General features: G+C 70.7%; 15 protein-coding genes. 9 read left to right on the forward strand and 6 right to left on the reverse strand.

The features are described 5' to 3' along the window. The first annotated feature begins 24 nt into the window (after positions 1-24). Positions 25-1350 (forward strand): sensor histidine kinase, encoded by a 1326-nt coding sequence (locus ACZ5ON_RS11945; RefSeq protein WP_465590028.1) that lies wholly within the window; start codon positions 25-27, stop codon positions 1348-1350. A 60-nt stretch (positions 1351-1410) separates the two neighbouring features. On the opposite strand, the gene ACZ5ON_RS11950 is transcribed toward ACZ5ON_RS11945, so the two are convergent. The 3 genes from ACZ5ON_RS11950 to ACZ5ON_RS11960 form a co-directional block, all read right to left on the reverse strand. Further along, positions 1411-3096, reverse strand: coding sequence for an acyl-CoA mutase large subunit family protein (locus ACZ5ON_RS11950; RefSeq protein WP_465589505.1), 1686 nt, complete (start codon positions 3094-3096; stop codon positions 1411-1413). A gap of 227 nt (positions 3097-3323) precedes the next feature. Further along, positions 3324-3656: a DUF3817 domain-containing protein gene (locus ACZ5ON_RS11955; RefSeq protein WP_465589508.1), complete on the reverse strand. Its 333-nt coding sequence runs from the start codon at positions 3654-3656 to the stop codon at positions 3324-3326. A gap of 44 nt (positions 3657-3700) precedes the next feature. Beyond that, the gene (locus ACZ5ON_RS11960) at positions 3701-4216 is read right to left on the reverse strand and encodes a MarR family winged helix-turn-helix transcriptional regulator (protein WP_344639490.1); all 516 of its coding nucleotides are present in this window, start codon (positions 4214-4216) and stop codon (positions 3701-3703) included. 651 nt (positions 4217-4867) lie between these two features. On the opposite strand from ACZ5ON_RS11960, the gene ACZ5ON_RS11965 reads away from it, so the two are divergent. Further along, the gene (locus ACZ5ON_RS11965) at positions 4868-6523 is read left to right on the forward strand and encodes a M4 family metallopeptidase (RefSeq protein WP_465589512.1); all 1656 of its coding nucleotides are present in this window, start codon (positions 4868-4870) and stop codon (positions 6521-6523) included. 562 nt (positions 6524-7085) lie between these two features. After that, positions 7086-8729, forward strand: coding sequence for a M4 family metallopeptidase (locus tag ACZ5ON_RS11970; RefSeq protein ID WP_465589515.1), 1644 nt, complete (start codon positions 7086-7088; stop codon positions 8727-8729). A gap of 83 nt (positions 8730-8812) precedes the next feature. Here ACZ5ON_RS11970 and ACZ5ON_RS11975 read toward each other — a convergent pair whose 3' ends face one another. Next, positions 8813-9127, reverse strand: a complete 315-nt coding sequence (locus tag ACZ5ON_RS11975) for a DUF3817 domain-containing protein (protein WP_465589518.1) — start codon at positions 9125-9127, stop codon at positions 8813-8815. 270 nt (positions 9128-9397) lie between these two features. Between ACZ5ON_RS11975 and ACZ5ON_RS11980 the strand changes: the two genes are divergently transcribed. The 5 genes from ACZ5ON_RS11980 to ACZ5ON_RS12000 all read left to right on the forward strand — a co-directional run bounded on the left by ACZ5ON_RS11980 (position 9398) and on the right by ACZ5ON_RS12000 (position 13065). Further along, positions 9398-10165: a DUF2127 domain-containing protein gene (locus ACZ5ON_RS11980; protein ID WP_465590031.1), complete on the forward strand. Its 768-nt coding sequence runs from the start codon at positions 9398-9400 to the stop codon at positions 10163-10165. A gap of 82 nt (positions 10166-10247) precedes the next feature. Then, positions 10248-10886: an AIM24 family protein gene (locus ACZ5ON_RS11985; RefSeq protein WP_465589522.1), complete on the forward strand. Its 639-nt coding sequence runs from the start codon at positions 10248-10250 to the stop codon at positions 10884-10886. After that, positions 10886-11536 carry an AIM24 family protein gene (locus ACZ5ON_RS11990; RefSeq protein ID WP_465589524.1) on the forward strand — a complete coding sequence of 217 codons (651 nt, stop codon included), beginning with the start codon at positions 10886-10888 and terminating at the stop codon, positions 11534-11536. Before ACZ5ON_RS11985 ends, ACZ5ON_RS11990 begins: the two co-directional genes overlap by 1 nt. Positions 11537-11646: 110 nt before the next feature. Next, positions 11647-12486, forward strand: a complete 840-nt coding sequence (locus ACZ5ON_RS11995; protein WP_465590035.1) for an AIM24 family protein — start codon at positions 11647-11649, stop codon at positions 12484-12486. Positions 12487-12552: 66 nt separating this feature from the next. After that, positions 12553-13065, forward strand: a complete 513-nt coding sequence (locus ACZ5ON_RS12000; RefSeq protein WP_465589527.1) for a MarR family winged helix-turn-helix transcriptional regulator — start codon at positions 12553-12555, stop codon at positions 13063-13065. Positions 13066-13272: 207 nt separating this feature from the next. On the opposite strand, the gene meaB is transcribed toward ACZ5ON_RS12000, so the two are convergent. Further along, positions 13273-14229: a methylmalonyl Co-A mutase-associated GTPase MeaB gene (gene meaB, locus ACZ5ON_RS12005; protein WP_465589530.1), complete on the reverse strand. Its 957-nt coding sequence runs from the start codon at positions 14227-14229 to the stop codon at positions 13273-13275. A 130-nt stretch (positions 14230-14359) separates the two neighbouring features. After that, positions 14360-15562 (reverse strand): acetyl-CoA C-acetyltransferase, encoded by a 1203-nt coding sequence (locus tag ACZ5ON_RS12010; RefSeq protein WP_465589533.1) that lies wholly within the window; start codon positions 15560-15562, stop codon positions 14360-14362. 346 nt (positions 15563-15908) lie between these two features. On the opposite strand from ACZ5ON_RS12010, the gene mce reads away from it, so the two are divergent. Further along, the gene (mce, locus tag ACZ5ON_RS12015) at positions 15909-16352 is read left to right on the forward strand and encodes a methylmalonyl-CoA epimerase (protein WP_427393790.1); all 444 of its coding nucleotides are present in this window, start codon (positions 15909-15911) and stop codon (positions 16350-16352) included. The last annotated feature ends 157 nt before the right edge of the window (positions 16353-16509 follow it).

Genomic DNA, 16509 nt, shown 5'->3' on the forward strand with positions numbered 1-16509 from the left:
GCCCGCTGGCGCCGCCGCAGGCCGCTGCGCACCCGGCTGGCGCTGGCCGCCTCGGTGGCGGTCGCACTGGTCGCCCTCGGGGTGGGCGTGGCCGGATTCACCATCATGCGCTACGAGTTGGTGCACCAGCTCGACCTGCAGCTGACCCAGCACGCCACCCTGGTCCAGCAGCAGAACCGGGGACAGGGCCCGCAGGTGCTCTACGCCGAGTGCGGCTACCTGGCCGCGCCCGCCTGCACCCAGATCGTTCCGGCCGACCCGGCCGAGGACCCCGCCGCGCCCTACCTGCTCCCGGTCACCCCCGCTGCGCGGGCGGTCGCGGCCGGGCAGCGCGGCGGCTACTTCAGCACCGTCACGGTGAGCGGGCACCCGGCACGCATGCTCACCACCCCGTTCGGCTCGGGCACCGGAAAGGCCGTGCAGGTGGCGCTGCGCTCCGACGCCGTCCAGCAGGGAGTGCGGCAGGCCGGGGAGCTGATGGCCGCGGTCGCCGGTGCGGGCGTGCTGCTCGCCGGGGTGCTCGGCCACACGGTCGCCCGTACCGGCCTGGCGCCGCTCGCCCGGCTGACCGCCACCGCCGAGCGGATCGCGGCCACCCGGGACGCAGCCGTACGGATCGACCTGCCGCCGGGGACTCCGGCCGGCGCGGACGAGGTGACCCGGCTGGCCGGGGCGTTCAACGCGATGCTGGGCGAGCTGGAGCAGTCGGTGACCGCCCAGCGGCGGCTGGTCGCGGACGCCTCGCACGAGCTGCGCACCCCGCTCACCGCGCTGCGCACCAACGCCGAGCTGCTGGCCAAGGCCGAGCGGTTGACGCCCGGGCAGCGGGAGCGGGCGACGGCCGGGCTGCAGCGGCAGCTGCGCGAGGTGACCGGGATGGTCAACGACCTGATCGAACTCGCCAGGGACGAGGAGCCGCAGGCGCTGGTCGAACTGGTCCGGCTCGAACCGCTGGTGGCGCACTGCGTGGAGACCGCCCGGGACCACTGGCCCGCGGTCGTCTTCGAGTACGCGGCGCAGGGTGGTCCGACACTGCCCGCAGTGCCCGCGCGGCTGGTCCGGCTGGTGGGCAACCTGCTGGACAACGCCGCCAAGTTCAGCCCGCCGGGCGGACCGGTGGAGGTGACGCTCACCGAGGAGCAGCTGACGGTCCGCGACCACGGCCCCGGAATCGCGCCGGAGGACCTCCCGTACGTCTTCGACCGGTTCTACCGGGCCTCAGCCGCCCGCGCCCTCCCCGGCTCCGGCCTGGGCCTCGCCATGGCCCGCCAGATCGCCCGCGCCCACGGTGCCGAGCTCACCGCCAGGGCCGCGCCGGGCGGCGGCGCACTCTTCCGCCTCACTTTCTGAGCGCACCCGGGCAACCCCCCTGGAGGCTTGCCCGGGTGCCCCTTGTGAGCTGCCCGGTGGCTAGAAGGCGGCAGCCTCCCGGTAGATGCCCCACTCGGTGCGGAGGGTGTTGCAGATCTCCCCGAGAGTGGCCTCCGCGCGGATCGCGGTGAGCATCGGCGGAATCATGTTCTCCCCCGAGCGGGCAGCGGCCAGCATGGCGTCGAGCCCGGCCCGGACGGCGGCCTCGTCGCGGGCGGTCTTGCGCGCCCCGAGCACCCGCACCTGCTCGCGCTCGACCTCGTGGCTGACCCGGAGGATCTCCAGCTCCGGAGTGACGCTGCGCGGGTGGCAGTTGACGCCGACCACGCGCTTCTCGCCCTTCTCCAGGGCCTGCTGGTACTGGAAGGCGGCCTCGGCGATCTCGCCGGTGAACCAGCCCTCCTCGATGCCGCGCAGGATGCCGGAGGTCATCGGGCCGATCGGGTGGTCGGCCACCGCCTTGTCCAGGATGCGCTGGAAGATCGCCTCGGCCTGGGCCTCGATCCGGTCGGTGAGCGCCTCGACGTACCAGGAACCGCCCAGCGGGTCGGCCACGTTGGCGACCCCGGTCTCCTCCATCAGCACCTGCTGGGTGCGCAGCGCGATCTCCGCCGCCTGCTCCGAGGGCAGCGCCAGGGTCTCGTCCAGCGCGTTGGTGTGCAGCGAGTTGGTGCCGCCGAGCACCGCCGAGAGCGCCTCGACGGCGGTGCGCACCACGTTGTTGTACGGCTGCTGGGCGGTGAGCGAGACGCCGGCGGTCTGGGTGTGGAAGCGCAGCCACTGGGCCTTGTCGGTCTTGGCGCCGAAGCGGTCGCGCATCCAGCGGGCCCAGATCCGGCGGGCGGCGCGGAACTTGGCGATCTCCTCGAAGAAGTCCAGGTGGGCGTCGAAGAAGAAGGAGAGCCCGGGCGCGAAGACGTCCACGTCCAGACCGCGTGACAGCCCGAGCTCGACGTAGGCGAAGCCGTCGGCCAGCGTGTACGCGAGCTCCTGGGCGGCGGTCGCCCCGGCCTCGCGGATGTGGTAGCCGGAGACCGAGAGCGGCTTGTACGCCGGGATGTTGGCGGCGCAGTACTCCATCAGGTCGCCGATCAGGCGCAGGTGCGGCTCGGGGGCGAAGAGCCACTCCTTCTGCGCGATGTACTCCTTGAAGATGTCGGTCTGCAGGGTGCCGTTGAGCACTCCCTGGTCGACGCCCTGGCGCTCGGCGGCGACCAGGTACATGCAGAAGATCGGGACGGCCGGGCCGCTGATCGTCATCGAGGTGGTGACCTCGCCGAGCGGGATGCCGTTGAACAGCACGTCCATGTCGGCGGCGGAGTCGATGGCGACGCCGCAGTGCCCGACCTCGCCGAGTGACTTGGCGTCGTCGGAGTCGTACCCCATCAGGGTCGGCATGTCGAAGGCGACCGAGAGGCCACCACCGCCGGCCTCCAGGATCATCCGGTAGCGCTCGTTGGTCTGCTGGGCGTTACCGAAGCCGGCGAACTGCCTTATCGTCCAGGTCCGACCCCGGTACCCGGTGGGGTGCAGGCCACGGGTGAAGGGGTACTCCCCGGGCCAGCCGATCCGCTCGAAGCCCTCGTAGGGCTGCCCGGCGGGCGGGCCGTAGACCGGTTCGACCTCGTCGCCGCTCAGGGTGGTGAAGTCCGCGTCGCGCTTGCGCGCCTTGTCGTACCGCTGCTGCCAGCGCCGGCGGCCGGCCTCGATCTCGTCGGCGTCCATCGACTCCGAACTCCACTCCGTACGGCCGCCACCGCTTGGGGACGGCACAGCTACTAGGACGTCCTACCAATTTACTCGGACGTCCTAGTATCTGTCGATGGCCGCCCGCCGGCCGGGGCGTCGGGGCACGCGGTGTCGGGGCTTGCGGCGTCGGGGCACGTGGGCGTCGGGGCACGCAAAAGGGCACCCTCTCCGACGCGGGAGAGAGTGCCCTTCGGACGGCGGGGTCAGGCGCTCGCCGGCTCCGGGACGGCGACCAGCGGCGCCACCTCGCGGGAGACCCTGCGCTCGACGAAGAAGACCGCGGTCGGGATCGTGCCGGCCAGCAGCACCCAGGCCAGCCTGCCGATCGGCCACTTCGCCTTGGTGCCCAGATCGAAGGCGAGCACCAGGTAGACCACGTAGAGCCAGCCGTGCGCGATGCCGACGGCGGTGGTGAAGCCGGCCGCACCCGAGATGCCGAGCACGTACTTGGCGATCACACCCAGGGTCAGCAGGATCAGGAGGACACCCGTGACGTAGGCCATCGTCCGGTAGCGGGTCAGCACACTCTGCTTCATGCCATCGAGGGTAACCGCCCGCTTAGGGTGCATTTGCGGCACCCCTACTCGGCGGGCGGGGTGAAGTCGCCCGCCGCCACCCGCAGCGGCCGGAGCAGCTCGAACACCTGCTCGCACTGCTTCTCGTCATAGCCCTCCAGGCCGAAGTCCATCGCCATCAGCGCCCGGGTGGCCTCCTCGACCACCGCCCGGCCGCGCTCGGTGATGGCGGCGAGCACGCCCCGACCGTCCAGCGGGTTGGGGCGGCGGGAGACCAGGCCGGCACCCTCCAGTCGGACGATGGTGTTGGTGACGCTGGTCGGGTGGACCATCAGCCGCTCGCCGATCTTGGAGAGGGAGAGCTCGCCCTTCCGGCTGAAGGTGAGCAGCACCAGTGCCTCGTACCGGGCGAAGGTCAGCCCGAACGGTCTGACCACCGCGTCCACCCGGGAGAGCAGGATCTGGTGCGCGCGCATCACCGAGGTGATCGCCGCCATCGCGGGGACGCTCCCCCAGCGCCGGGTCCAGAGTTCGTCGGCGCGGGCGATCGGGTCGAAGTCGAGAGCTAGGGGCTTGGCCACCTCCCCACCGTACCGGCGCGCCTGATGGCGGGTACCGGCCGTCCACGATGCTGGACGGCCATCCATTGCCCGCCCACTCACCTCCGGACCTCGCGCCCGGTGTCGACGTCCGCGCCTCGCCCTCCTCTCCCGCCATCGGGCGGGAGTACCCATCCCCCAGCCTCCGGCCGGGAGGCGCCCTGGACCGAAGGCTGGGGCGAGGGGCCCGCACTCCCTCGCACCTCGGACGCTTGCCACCCCTCCCTTGCGCGCGCCGCACATCAGCGGCTGCTCCGCCGCGGGCGGCGGGCCCTTCGACCCAGGGCGGGACGGCCGGCCATCACCGCCGCAAATCAGGACATAAAGTCCCGGCTTTCCTTTGCGAGTGTTTCCGACTGCCCGAATTCACCGACCACAAGGTCTCGATTTGTTCAAAAGACGCCATACCGGACCAGCGATTTGCCCGATTTCTCCGGCATTCTGATGCTCTATCAACCCCCTGGGCACGATAACCCCATGGCACCGTTCTGCCAACTGCTGCTAAATATTTGTCACTCCATCAGCATGTTCGGTCATGCCATCTGCCCTGTTCCGCCCTAGTCGGTGTCAATTCCTGGCGCCCCGGAACGCGGCACGACCGCGGGCACGCGGTTGACATGGAAGGAATCCCACTTGAAGCGCAAGCTCAGCGCTGTTCTCTCCGCCTCGGTGGTCCTCGCCGCCGCGATCCAGGTCAGCTCCGGGACGGCGCAGGCGCTGTCCTTCACCGCCGATGGCGAGGTGGCCGCGGCCGCTCCGCAGCCGGCCGAGGCCGACATGATCGCCCTCGCCGATTCGCAGATCCCGGCCGCCACCAAGGCCCTGGGTCTGGGCGGCCAGGAGAAGCTGGTGGCCAAGGACGCCGTGGTGGACCCGGACGGCGCCCGCCACCTGCGCTACGAGCGCACCTTCAGCGGCCTGCCGGTGCTCGGCGGCGACGTGATCGTGCACCAGGACGCCAAGGGCGCCATCAAGTCCGCGGACCGCGCGCTCGACGGCAAGCTCGCCCTGCCGAGCCTGACCCCGCAGCTCTCCGCCGACAAGGCCGCGGCCAAGGCCGCCGGCGCGGTGAAGTCGACCACGGGCATCGCCAAGGACGCCGACGAGCCCGCGCTCAAGGAGGTCGGCAGCACCGGCCAGGCCAAGCTGGTGGTCTGGGCCGCCTCGGGCACCCCGCGCCTGGCGTACGAGACGGTGGTCGAGGGCATGCGCGCCGACGGCACCCCGAGCCGTCAGCGGCTGGTCACCGACGCCGCCAGCGGCGAGGTGCTCTCCTCCCACGAGGAGATCCAGACCGCTGGTGCGGCCGGCATCGGCCGGGGCGTCCACGACGGCGCGGTGCGGCTGACCACCACGCCGTACCGGACCTGGTTCCAGCTGAAGGACCCGACCCGCGGCAACCAGTACACCACCACGCTGAAGGGCGGCACCTCCGGCAAGGGCACGCTGTACATAGACACCGACAACCGCTGGGGCACCGGGAACGTCTCCAACACCCAGTCCGCCGCCGTGGACGCCCAGTTCGGCGCGGCGGCCACTTGGGACTTCTACAAGAAGACCTTCGGCCGCAACGGCATCCGCAACGACGGCGTCGGTGCCTACAGCCGCGTCCACTTCGGCCAGAACTACATGAACGCGTTCTGGGACGACAGCTGCTTCTGCATGACCTACGGCGACGGCCGGGGCAACACCCACCCGCTGACCTCGATCGACGTGGCCGGCCACGAGATGAGCCACGGCGTCACCGCGGCCACCGCCAAGCTCAACTACTTCGGCGAGTCCGGCGGTCTGAACGAGGCCACCTCGGACATTCTCGGCACCGGCGTCGAGTGGTACGCCAACCTGCCCGCCAACAAGCCGAACTACCTCATCGGCGAGGCCATCGACTACTTCGGCAACGGCAAGCCGCTGCGCTACATGGACCAGCCCTCCAAGGACGGCACCTCGCCCGACTTCTGGTCCTCCTCGCTCGGCAACCTGGACGTGCACTACTCGTCCGGCGTCGCCAACCACTTCTTCTACCTGCTGTCCGAGGGCGGCGGCACGAAGACCATCAACGGCTACACGTACAACTCGCCGACCTTCGACGGCAAGCCGGTGGCCGGCATCGGCCGGGCCAGGGCCCTCCAGGTGTGGTACCGCGCGCTGACCGTCTACATGACCTCGAGCACCAACTACCAGGGCGCGCGCGCCGCGACCCTGAAGGCGGCGGCCGACCTGTACGGCGGCACCGACTCCCTGGCGTACAAGCGGGTCGCGGCCTGCTGGGACGCCGTGAACGTCAAGTAGGACCTCCGCTCGGCCTGTTCACCGCAGACTGTTCACCGCAGCCGGGTCCCCGTCCGACGGGGGCCCGGCTGCGGTGCGTCCCGGGACGGCTAGCAGGGGTGGAGCGGGCCGGGCAAGAGGGTCCGATGGCGGAGTCCCGCCATAGGCCTGACCCCACCCACCGGGACATCAAACGTTCACAATGTTGCGGCAATGCGCACCCCACGGACGGATCATGGCCGAATCTAGCCACCGTCCGGGCTCGGTTCGGGCCGGAACCCATCCGTCGGCCACCCGACACACGCGCCCGAGGACATCTGCCTGACACATTCTCACCACAGACGTATGGCTGGGAGTTGGCGGAAGTTTGCCAATTGTTGCCCGAGACCTGTCATTTCATCAGTTCGATTGTCATGCTTCTGGCCAGCCCCGTACCGGCATCGGCCGCCCCACCTTTCCGGCCGATGCCGTCTGACCGCACGGAGCAGCACGTCAGCGCCCGTTCCGCCCCAGCAGGCACTACCCCGGTGCCCCGGAACGCGGCGCGACCGCGCAGACGCGGTTGAACCGGAAGGAACCGTACGTGAAGCGAAAGCTGACAGTCGGAGCCGTTCTCTCCGCCTCGGCGATCCTCGCCGGGGTGATACAGGTCGGCGCCGGGACGGCGCAGGCCAGCCCCTCTCCGGCCGCCGGGACGCTCGCCGGCCGGCAGCAGGCCGAGCTGATCGCCCTCGCCGACTCCCAGGCCACCACCGCGGCCAAGGCCCTGGGCCTGGGCAGCCAGGAGAAGCTGGTGGCCAAGGACGTCGTGGTGGACGCCGACGGGACCAAGCACCTGCGCTACGAGCGGACCTTCGGCGGGCTGCCGGTGCTCGGCGGCGACCTGATCGTGCACCAGGACGCCAAGGGCGCCGTCAAGTCGGTGGACCGCGCGGTGGAGAGCAAGCTGGCCCTCACCAGCCTGACCCCGAAGCTCTCCGCCGACCAGGCCGCCGCCAAGGCGGCCGGCACGGTCAAGGCCGCCATCGGCGCCAGGGACTCCGACGACGCCGCGCTCACCTCGGTCGACCGGACCAGCCCGGCCAGGCTGGTCGTCTGGGCTTCCACCGGCACCCCGCGCCTGGCCTACCAGACCACCGTCGAGGGCATGCGCGCCGACGGCACCCCGAGCCGCCAGCGCCTGGTCACCGACGCCGCCACGGGCGAGGTGCTCTCCACCCACGAGGAGATCCAGACCGCCAACGCCACCGGCAGCGGCAAGGGCGTCTTCGTCGGCACCGTGCCGCTGACCACCAACTCCGCCAGCGGCAAGTACCAGTTGAAGGACGCCACTCGCGGCAACCAGTACACCACCAACCTGAGCGGCCGCACCTCGGGCAACGGCACCCTCTACACCAACTCGACCAACACCTGGGGCAACGGCCTGGCCTCCAACACCCAGTCCGCCGCCGTGGACGCCCAGTACGGCGCCGCCGTCACCTGGGACTTCTACAAGGCCACCTTCGGCCGCAACGGCATCCGCAACGACGGTGTCGGCGCCTACAGCCGGGTCCACTACGGCAAGAACTACGTCAACGCCTTCTGGGACGACAGCTGCTTCTGCATGACCTACGGCGACGGCGTCAGCAACACCCACCCGCTGACCGAACTCGACGTGGCCGGCCACGAGATGAGCCACGGCGTCACCGCGGCCACCGCGAACCTCGACTACTTCGGCGAGTCCGGCGGTCTGAACGAGGCCACCTCGGACATTCTCGGCACCGGCGTCGAGTGGTACGCCAACCTGTCCGCCAACAAGCCGAACTACTGGCTCGGCGAGCTGATCGACATCAACGGCGACGGCACCCCGCTGCGCTACATGGACAAGCCTTCCAAGGACGGCACCTCGCCCGACTCCTGGTCCTCCTCGCTCGGCAACCTGGACGTGCACTACTCGTCCGGCGTCGCCAACCACTTCTTCTACCTGCTGTCCGAGGGCAGCGGGCAGAAGACCATCAACGGCTACAGCTACGACTCGCCGACCTCCAACGGCCAGTCCGTGGCCGGCATCGGCCGGGACAAGGCCCTCAAGGTCTGGTACCGCGCGCTGACCACCTACTTCACCTCCACCACCGACTACAAGGCGGCCCGCACCGGCACCCTGAAGGCCGCCGCCGACCTGTACGGCGCCACCTCCACCGAGTACAAGCAGGTCGCCGCGGCCTGGTCCGCCGTGAACGTCAACTGACGCTCCACGACCGGCGACAGCAGCAGCCGGGCCCCTCGCTCCGTCGGGAGAGCGAGGGGCCCGGCTGCGGCGCGATCCCGGGATCAGGCGGTGGCGGGCACGGCGTTCTCGCCGCGCTCCTCCTTGGCCAGCATCCGCTCGGCGAAGAAGCCGCCGGTCGGCAGCACCGACAGCACGAACAGCAGCGCACTGCGCTTGGCCGGCCAGCGCTGCTGCTGAGCGGCGAGCGCCAGGAAGACCACGTACAGGATGAAGAGCACGCCGTGCACCATGCCCATCACCGGCACGGCGTTGAAGCTGGTGGTCCGCTTCAGCACCGAGCAGACCAGCAGCAGCAGGAAGGAGAGGCCCTCGGGGCCTGAGACAAGGCGCAAGCGGTGGACGGCGCTGCTCTTCACGGTGGATACCTCGCGGGTCGGGGGTCGGCGGGCGGGCTTGTGAACGGACGCACAAGCCGCCGGTCCATTATCACCGACCCGACACCGGTGCGAGCTCCGGGGGCGCGGGGTGCTCCACGGGGGCGCGGAGCTCTGCGCGCACGACCGCCGGCCCGGACGACCCGCCCGCCGGACTTGGGAGCCCGGAGTCGTCCGGAGGTCCTATATTGCTGCCGCACGACCTGACGGTCAGGTCGGCGAAGACCGCGGGGGAAATCACCGTTGTTCACCATTGACTGGAACCGCCGGACCTGCTCCCGGCGCGGCCACACCACCTACGCGCCCAGCGAGCCCGAGCTGCGGGAGCGGCTGCACGCGCAGACCTCGCTCGGCGACGCCTGGCGCTGCCTGCGCTGCGGTGACTTCGCGCTGGGGGCACCGCACGGCTCGGGACCGGCCGAGAACGCCCCGCTGGTGCCCCGCGGCAAGGCGCTGCGCGACATCTTCATCCTGCGCTTCCTGGCGATCGAGCGGCTGCTGCGCGGTGTGCTGATCATCCTGGTCGCCTGGGCGGTGTGGAGGTTCTCCAACAGCCAGGACGCGGTCAGGGACCTCTTCAACGACAACCTGACCGTCTTCAAGCCGGTCACCGACCACTTCCACTGGGACCTGGAGAACTCTCCCATCGTGGAGACCATCCGCAAGACCTTCGACTACAAGCGCAGCACCCTGCTGGGCGTGGCGGGCGCGCTGCTGGCGTACGCGCTGATCGAGGTGGTCGAGGCGTTCGGACTCTGGCTGGGCCGCCGCTGGGCCGAGTACCTGACCGTGGTCGCCACCGCCGCGTTCCTCCCGCTGGAGGGGTACGAGCTGTCGCACCACGTCACCGTGTTCAAGATCTGCACGCTGCTGCTGAACATCGCCGCGGTGGTGTGGATCCTGCTCTCCAAGCGGCTGTTCGGCCTGCGCGGCGGTGTGGTGGCCTTCGAGGCCGAGCGGCACTCCGCCTCGCTGCTGGAGGTCGAGCAGGCGGCCGGGACCGTCCGAGTGGCGGTCTGATCCGCACCCGCTCCGTCGCAGTCTCGTACCAATCGGGCGCTGCTTGCTGTCACTGTGCCACCGCGCCAGCTACATTCGGCCGGTGGCACAGTTTCGTCTCCAGGGCTCCAAGGTGCTCGCCGTCGACATGGCGGGCGACGCGGTCAAGGCCCGCAACGGTTCGATGGTCGCGTACACCGGCCAGATGTCGTTCAAGAAGCTCACCGGCGGCGGTGACGGCCTGCGCGGCATGGTCGCCCGCCGCCTGACCGGCGAGCAGATGGCGGTCATGGAGGTGAAGGGGCAGGGCACCTGCTACTTCGCCGACAAGGCGACCGAGATCAACCTGGTCCGGCTGAACGGCGAGGCGCTGTACGTCGAGGCGGACAACCTGCTCTGCACCGAGGCCGGCCTGCACACCGGCACCAGCTTCACCGGGCTGAACGGGATGGCCTCGGGCAACGGCCTGTTCACCACCAAGGTCGAGGGCAGCGGCTGGGCCGCGCTCACCTCCAACGGCCCGGCGATCATCCTGCGGGTCACCAAGGGCACCCCGCTGCGGGTGGACCCGGGCGCGTACGTCGCGCACACCGGCAGCCTCAGCCGGCATCTGAAGTCGGGCGCCGGCTGGACCACGCTGATCGGCGAGGGCGGCGGCGAGGCGATGCAGGTCGAGTTCACCGGCGAGGGTCTGGTCTACGTCCAGCCGTCCGAGAAGACCACCTTCGGAGGCGACGTCTGATGCCCTTCACGAAGATCAACAGCAAGCTGGTCGAGGCCCGGGTGGTCCCCGGACGGCAGTTGTTCAGCCAGCGCGGCGCGATGGTCGCGTACACCGGCGAGGTCACCTTCAGGCCCAACCTGATGGGCGGCCAGGGCGGGGTGATGTCGATGATCGGCCGCCGGGTGGCGAACGAGGACACCCCGCTGATGACGGTCGAGGGCCAGGGCAGCGTGCTGTTCGGCCACGGCGGCCACCACGTCCACGTGATCGAACTGGCCGGCGACACCCTCTGCGTGGAGGCCGACCGGCTGCTCGCCTTCGAGGGCTCGCTCCAGCAGTCCACCATGTTCATGGGCTCCCAGGGCGGCGTGATGGGCATCGTCCGCGGCCAGGTCACCGGCCAGGGCCTGTTCACCACCCAGCTGACCGGCCACGGCTCGGTCGCGGTACTGGCCCACGGCGGAGTGATCGAACTGCCCATCACCCAGGGCCAGCCGGTGCACGTGGACCCGCAGGCGTACGTGGCGCACCGCGGCGACGTGCGCAACAAGCTGTCCACCGCGCTGGGTTGGCGCGAGATGATCGGACGGGGCTCCGGCGAGGCGTTCCAGCTGGAACTGTCCGGCCAGGGCGTGGTGTTCGTGCAGGCGAGCGAGGAGAAGCTCTGATGTCCTACCCTCCGCAGCAGCCGCCGTACGGGCAGCCGTACCCCCAGCAGCCCGGGCAGCCCTACTCCCAGCAGCAGTACGAGCAGTCCTACCAGCCGACCCAGCCCGGGATGCGGATGCCGCCGGTGCCGCCCGCAGCGCCCTCGGCACAGCCGCAGCAGCAGGGCGGCGGCCCGGTGGTGTACGACCCGCACACCCTTCCGGTCGACGACAACGTCAACCCGTACGCCTTCTCGGTGGACCTCAACGGCCCGTACTACCTGCAGAAGGGCAAGATGATCGCCTACTACGGCGACGTCCGCTTCTCCGGTATCGGCCGGGGCGTGCTCGACCAGGTACTGGAGCGGAACTTCAACTCCCCGCTGCACGCCTCGGACTGGGTGGTGGCCGAGGGCCGGGGGAAGCTGCTGCTCGCCGACCGGGCGTTCGACCTGAACTCCTACGACCTGGAGAACGGCAACCTGACGGTCCGTTCTGGCAACCTGCTGGCCTTCGAGCCCTCGCTTGCCCTCAAGCAGTCGATCATCCCGGGGTTCCTCACCCTGATCGGTACCGGGAAGTTCGTCGCCGCCTCCAACGGCCCGGTGCACTTCGTGGAGCCGCCGATCCGGGTCGACCCGCAGGCGCTGGTCGGCTGGGCGGACTGCCCGGCCCCCTGCCACCACTACGACCACAGCTACCTGCACGGCGTGATCGGCGGGATCCGGCACCTGACCGGGCTCGGCGGGGCCTCCGGCGAGGAGCACCAGTTCGAATTCATCGGGGCCGGGCAGGTGCTGGTGCAGTCCAGCGAGAAGCTGATGGCGGAGCGCTCGGTGGGCGTCGTGGAGAGCGAGCCCGGGGTACCCGGGGGCGGAGTGCCGCAGCAACCGGGGCACGGCGGGCAGCAGTTGCCGGGCCTCCCCGGCTTGGGCAACCTCGGTGAGCTGGGGCGGCGCTTCGGGCTGTGACCACAGCCCGGCTTGGACTACTTATAAGTTTGTACAACATTTAACAACCTCGGCTATGCTTGTCCCATGGACATGCGCAGCACCGACACCGAGGCCTCCTCCCACCCCCGCAAGGAGGAGACTCCCTGGCTCACGGCCAAGGAGCAGCAGTTCTGGCGTGCCCATCTCGAGGTGGCCAAACTGCTGGACTACCAACTGGGCCGTGAGCTCCAGCCGCACAACCTGGCCGGCAACGACTACGAGATCCTGGTCGCCCTGTCCGAGTCCCCCGACCGCCGGATGCGGATGACCGACCTGGCCACCGCCACCCTCCAGTCCAAGAGCCGGCTCTCGCACCAGATCACCCGGATGGAGAACGCCGGCCTGGTGCTCCGCCAGGAGTGCCCCGGCGACCGCCGCGGCCTCTACGCCCACCTGACCGAACTGGGCTGGGAGACCATGCAGAAAGTCGCCCCCGACCATGTGCGCAGCGTGCGCCACCACTTCATCGACCGGCTCACCCCCGAGCAGATCGACGCGATGTACGCCGCCCTCGCCCCCGTCGCCGAGCACCTGCGCAACCTCCGCGGCCGCGCCTGAGCCCGGCGCCCGCTCGCGGGGCGGGCCCGCGCCGTCCCGTCAGCACTCAGGACCGGCTCCGACCCGCCCCGACGCACTCGGGCGTGCTCCAGGGGCGCAGTGAACTCCTCCTCGGGAAAGCCGAAAGGGTTCACACCTCCCGGTGAGGATTCACACCGCTGAAGGCCCCGTGCGGGGTTCCTCCCCAGGAGGCTTGCCCCGGCGGCCCTACGCCCCCGTCAGGTCCGCGACGAGCTGGTCCGCCGCGCCGTACGGGTCGAGCTCGCCCGCGGCGACGCGTTCCGCGAGCGCCCCCAGGTGCCGGTCGCCGTGCAGGTCGCCGATCCGGGCCCGGAGGGCGGCGAGCGCGATGGCCTCGATCTCGTCCGCAGCCCGGCGGCGCCGCCGGACGGCGAGCTCGCCGGTCTCGGCCAGCCAGGCCCGGTGCTTCTCCAGTGCCTCGACGACCTCGTCCATGCCCTCGCCGCGCGCCGCGACGGTCTTGACGATCGGCGGCCGCCAGTCACCGGGCTCGCGTGCCTCGCCGAGGCCGAGCATGTGGTTGAGCTCGCGCGCGGTGGCGTCCGCACCGTCCCGGTCGGCCTTGTTGACCACGAAGACGTCGCCGATCTCCAGGATCCCGGCCTTGGCGGCCTGAATCCCGTCGCCCATACCGGGGGCCAGCAGCACCACCGAGGTGTCCGCCTGCGCGGCGATCTCCACCTCGGACTGCCCGACGCCGACGGTCTCCACCAGGATGACCTCGCACCCGGCGCCGTCCAGCACCCGCAGGGCCTGCGGCGCGGCCCAGGAGAGCCCGCCGAGGTGGCCCCTGGTGGCCATCGAGCGGATGAACACCTCGGGGTCGGTGGCGTGCTCCTGCATCCGTACCCGGTCGCCGAGCAGCGCCCCGCCGGAGAACGGCGAGGAGGGGTCGACGGCGAGCACCCCGACCCGCTTGCCTAGCCGCCGGTAGGCGGTGACCAGCGCGGAGGTGGAGGTTGACTTGCCCACCCCGGGTGAGCCGGTCAACCCGACCGTGTAGGCCTGCCCGGTGTACGGGGCAAGCGCGGCCATCGCCTCGCGCAGCTGGGGAGCGGCGTTCTCCACCAGCGTGATCAGCCGGGCGACGGCGCGCGGCCGGCCCTGCCGCGCCTGCTCGACCAGCGTCGGCACATCGACCATGTTCAGTCCGCTCCTCGCTCAAGAGCCCGGCCGCGGCTCCGCCCCGGCGGGCGGACCGCAGACGGGAGGGGCCGCCGGCCGCCGGTGCGGCCGACAGCCCCGACGCCATGTCAGACGCTGTGCCGTCCGGTCAGGCCTGCGGGACCCGGACGATCAGGGCGTCGCCCTGGCCGCCGCCGCCGCAGAGCGCCGCCGCACCCACGCCGCCACCGCGGCGCTGCAGCTCGAGCGCCAGGTGCAGCACGACCCGGGCACCGGACATCCCGATCGGGTGGCCCAGCGCGATCGCACCGCCGTTGACGTTGACCTTCTCCTCGGTGACGCCGAGGTCCTTCATCGACTGGTGGGCGACGGCCGCGAACGCCTCGTTGATCTCGATCAGGTCGAGGTCCTCGACCGCGATGCCCTCCTTGGCCACCGCGTGCTTGATGGCGTTGGACGGCTGCGACTGCAGCGAGTTGTCCGGGCCGGCCACGTTGCCGTGCGCGCCGATCTCGGCCAGCCAGGTCAGGCCGAGCTCCTCGGCCTTTGCCTTGCTCATCACGACGACCGCGGCGGCACCGTCGGAGATCTGCGAGGAGGTGCCGGCGGTGATGGTGCCGGCCCCGCCGGGGGCACCGCCCGGGAACGCCGGGCGCAGCTTGGCCAGGCCCTCCACGGTGGTGTCGGCGCGGATGCCCTCGTCCTGGCTGAAGAGGACCGGCTCGCCCTTGCGCTGCGGGATCTCGACCGGGACGATCTCGGCCTCGAAGACGCCGTTCTTCTGGGCGGCGGCGGCCCGCTGGTGGGAGAGCGCGGCGATCCGGTCCTGGACCTCGCGGCCGATCCCCAGCCGGGTGTTGTGCTTCTCGGTCGACTCGCCCATCGGGATGTTCTCGTACGCGTCGGTGAGGCCGTCGTGGGCCATCGCGTCGAGCATCTCGATCGAGCCGTACTTGTAGCCCTCGCGGGACTTCGGCAGCAGGTGCGGGGCGTTGGTCATCGACTCCTGTCCGCCGGCCACCACGATGTCGAACTCGCCGGCGCGGATCAGCTGGTCGGCCAGCGCGATGGCGTCCAGGCCGGACAGGCAGACCTTGTTGATCGTCAGGGCCGGCACGTTCATCGGGATGCCGGCCTTGACCGCCGCCTGCCGGGCCGGGATCTGGCCCGCGCCCGCCTGCAGCACCTGGCCCATGATGACGTACTGCACCTGCTCGGCGGAGATGCCCGCCCGCTCCACGGCCGCCTTGATGGCGAAGCCGCCGAGGTCCGCTCCGGAGAAGCCCTTGAGCGAGCCGAGCAAGCGACCCATCGGGGTCCGGGCACCGGCGACGATCACTGAAGTAGTCATGAGACGAGCCCCTTCGCGCGTCAAGGCCAGGTGGGGTCCCCCTGCCGGAGGCCGGGGGCGTGTGGGGATGCCGCTCAATGTACTGACCCGTAACCCGTGCGTCACCGCAGCGAAGGTGTGATCAGCAGCACTGGCACTACCCAGTCAACACCGTGTCAGCACGCGCCGGGGTGAAGTTTTTCCGGTGCGCGCCCGGCGCGTGACTCGGTGCGACCCCGGACGCGGCACGGTGGACCCCGGGGCGCGACGCGGTGTGAGCAGACTCGCACGGGCGGCTCTGGCGCCGCCGAACCCCGATGCGCTGCACTGGTGCCCACCTGACCGCGACCGCCCTGGAGGACCCGCCGTGCTGACCCGTATCGACCACATCGGCATCGCCTGCTTCGACCTGGACAAGACCGTCGAGTTCTACCGCAACACCTACGGCTTCGAGGTGTTCCACAGCGAGGTCAACGAGGAGCAGGGGGTGCGCGAGGCCATGCTCAAGATCAACGAGACGGACGACGGCGGCGCCTCCTACCTCCAGCTGCTGGAGCCTACCCGGGAGGACTCCACGGTCGCCAAGTGGCTTGCCAAGAACGGGGAGGGCGTGCACCACATCGCCTTCGGCACCGCCGACGTGGACGGCGACGCGGCCGCGATCAGGGAGAAGGGCGTCCGGGTGCTGTACCAGGAGCCGCGCCGGGGCTCGATGGACTCCCGGATCACCTTCCTGCACCCCAAGGACTGCCACGGCGTCCTGACCGAGCTGGTCACCTCCGCACAGCCCTCGGAGCACACCGAACACTGAACGACTCGTCAGTAACCTCGGAAAGGACCCATGCACCCGTTCCCCCCGGAGCCGCGCACACTACAATGCCCAGGTGCACTGAGGCTCCGGGGAGGACCGGTCCGCAGAGCACGGCCAAAGGCGGGAGAAGCCGAGCAGCTGACGGCTGGTCCTGTTG

This window comes from Kitasatospora sp. NPDC032150 (assembly GCF_055579945.1).

What these genes read in the sequence shown, in the direction of transcription:
- ACZ5ON_RS11950 (WP_465589505.1), bottom strand. Translation starts at nt 3,096, where the DNA reads ATGGACGCCGACGAGATCGAGGCCGGCCGCCGGCGCTGGCAGCAGCGG.
- ACZ5ON_RS11995 (WP_465590035.1), top strand. Translation starts at nt 11,647, where the DNA reads ATGCGGATGCCGCCGGTGCCGCCCGCAGCGCCCTCGGCACAGCCGCAG.
- ACZ5ON_RS11990 (WP_465589524.1), top strand. Translation starts at nt 10,886, where the DNA reads ATGCCCTTCACGAAGATCAACAGCAAGCTGGTCGAGGCCCGGGTGGTC.
- meaB (WP_465589530.1), bottom strand. Translation starts at nt 14,229, where the DNA reads ATGGTCGATGTGCCGACGCTGGTCGAGCAGGCGCGGCAGGGCCGGCCG.
- ACZ5ON_RS12010 (WP_465589533.1), bottom strand. Translation starts at nt 15,562, where the DNA reads ATGACTACTTCAGTGATCGTCGCCGGTGCCCGGACCCCGATGGGTCGC.
- ACZ5ON_RS11955 (WP_465589508.1), bottom strand. Translation starts at nt 3,656, where the DNA reads ATGAAGCAGAGTGTGCTGACCCGCTACCGGACGATGGCCTACGTCACG.
- ACZ5ON_RS12000 (WP_465589527.1), top strand. Translation starts at nt 12,553, where the DNA reads ATGGACATGCGCAGCACCGACACCGAGGCCTCCTCCCACCCCCGCAAG.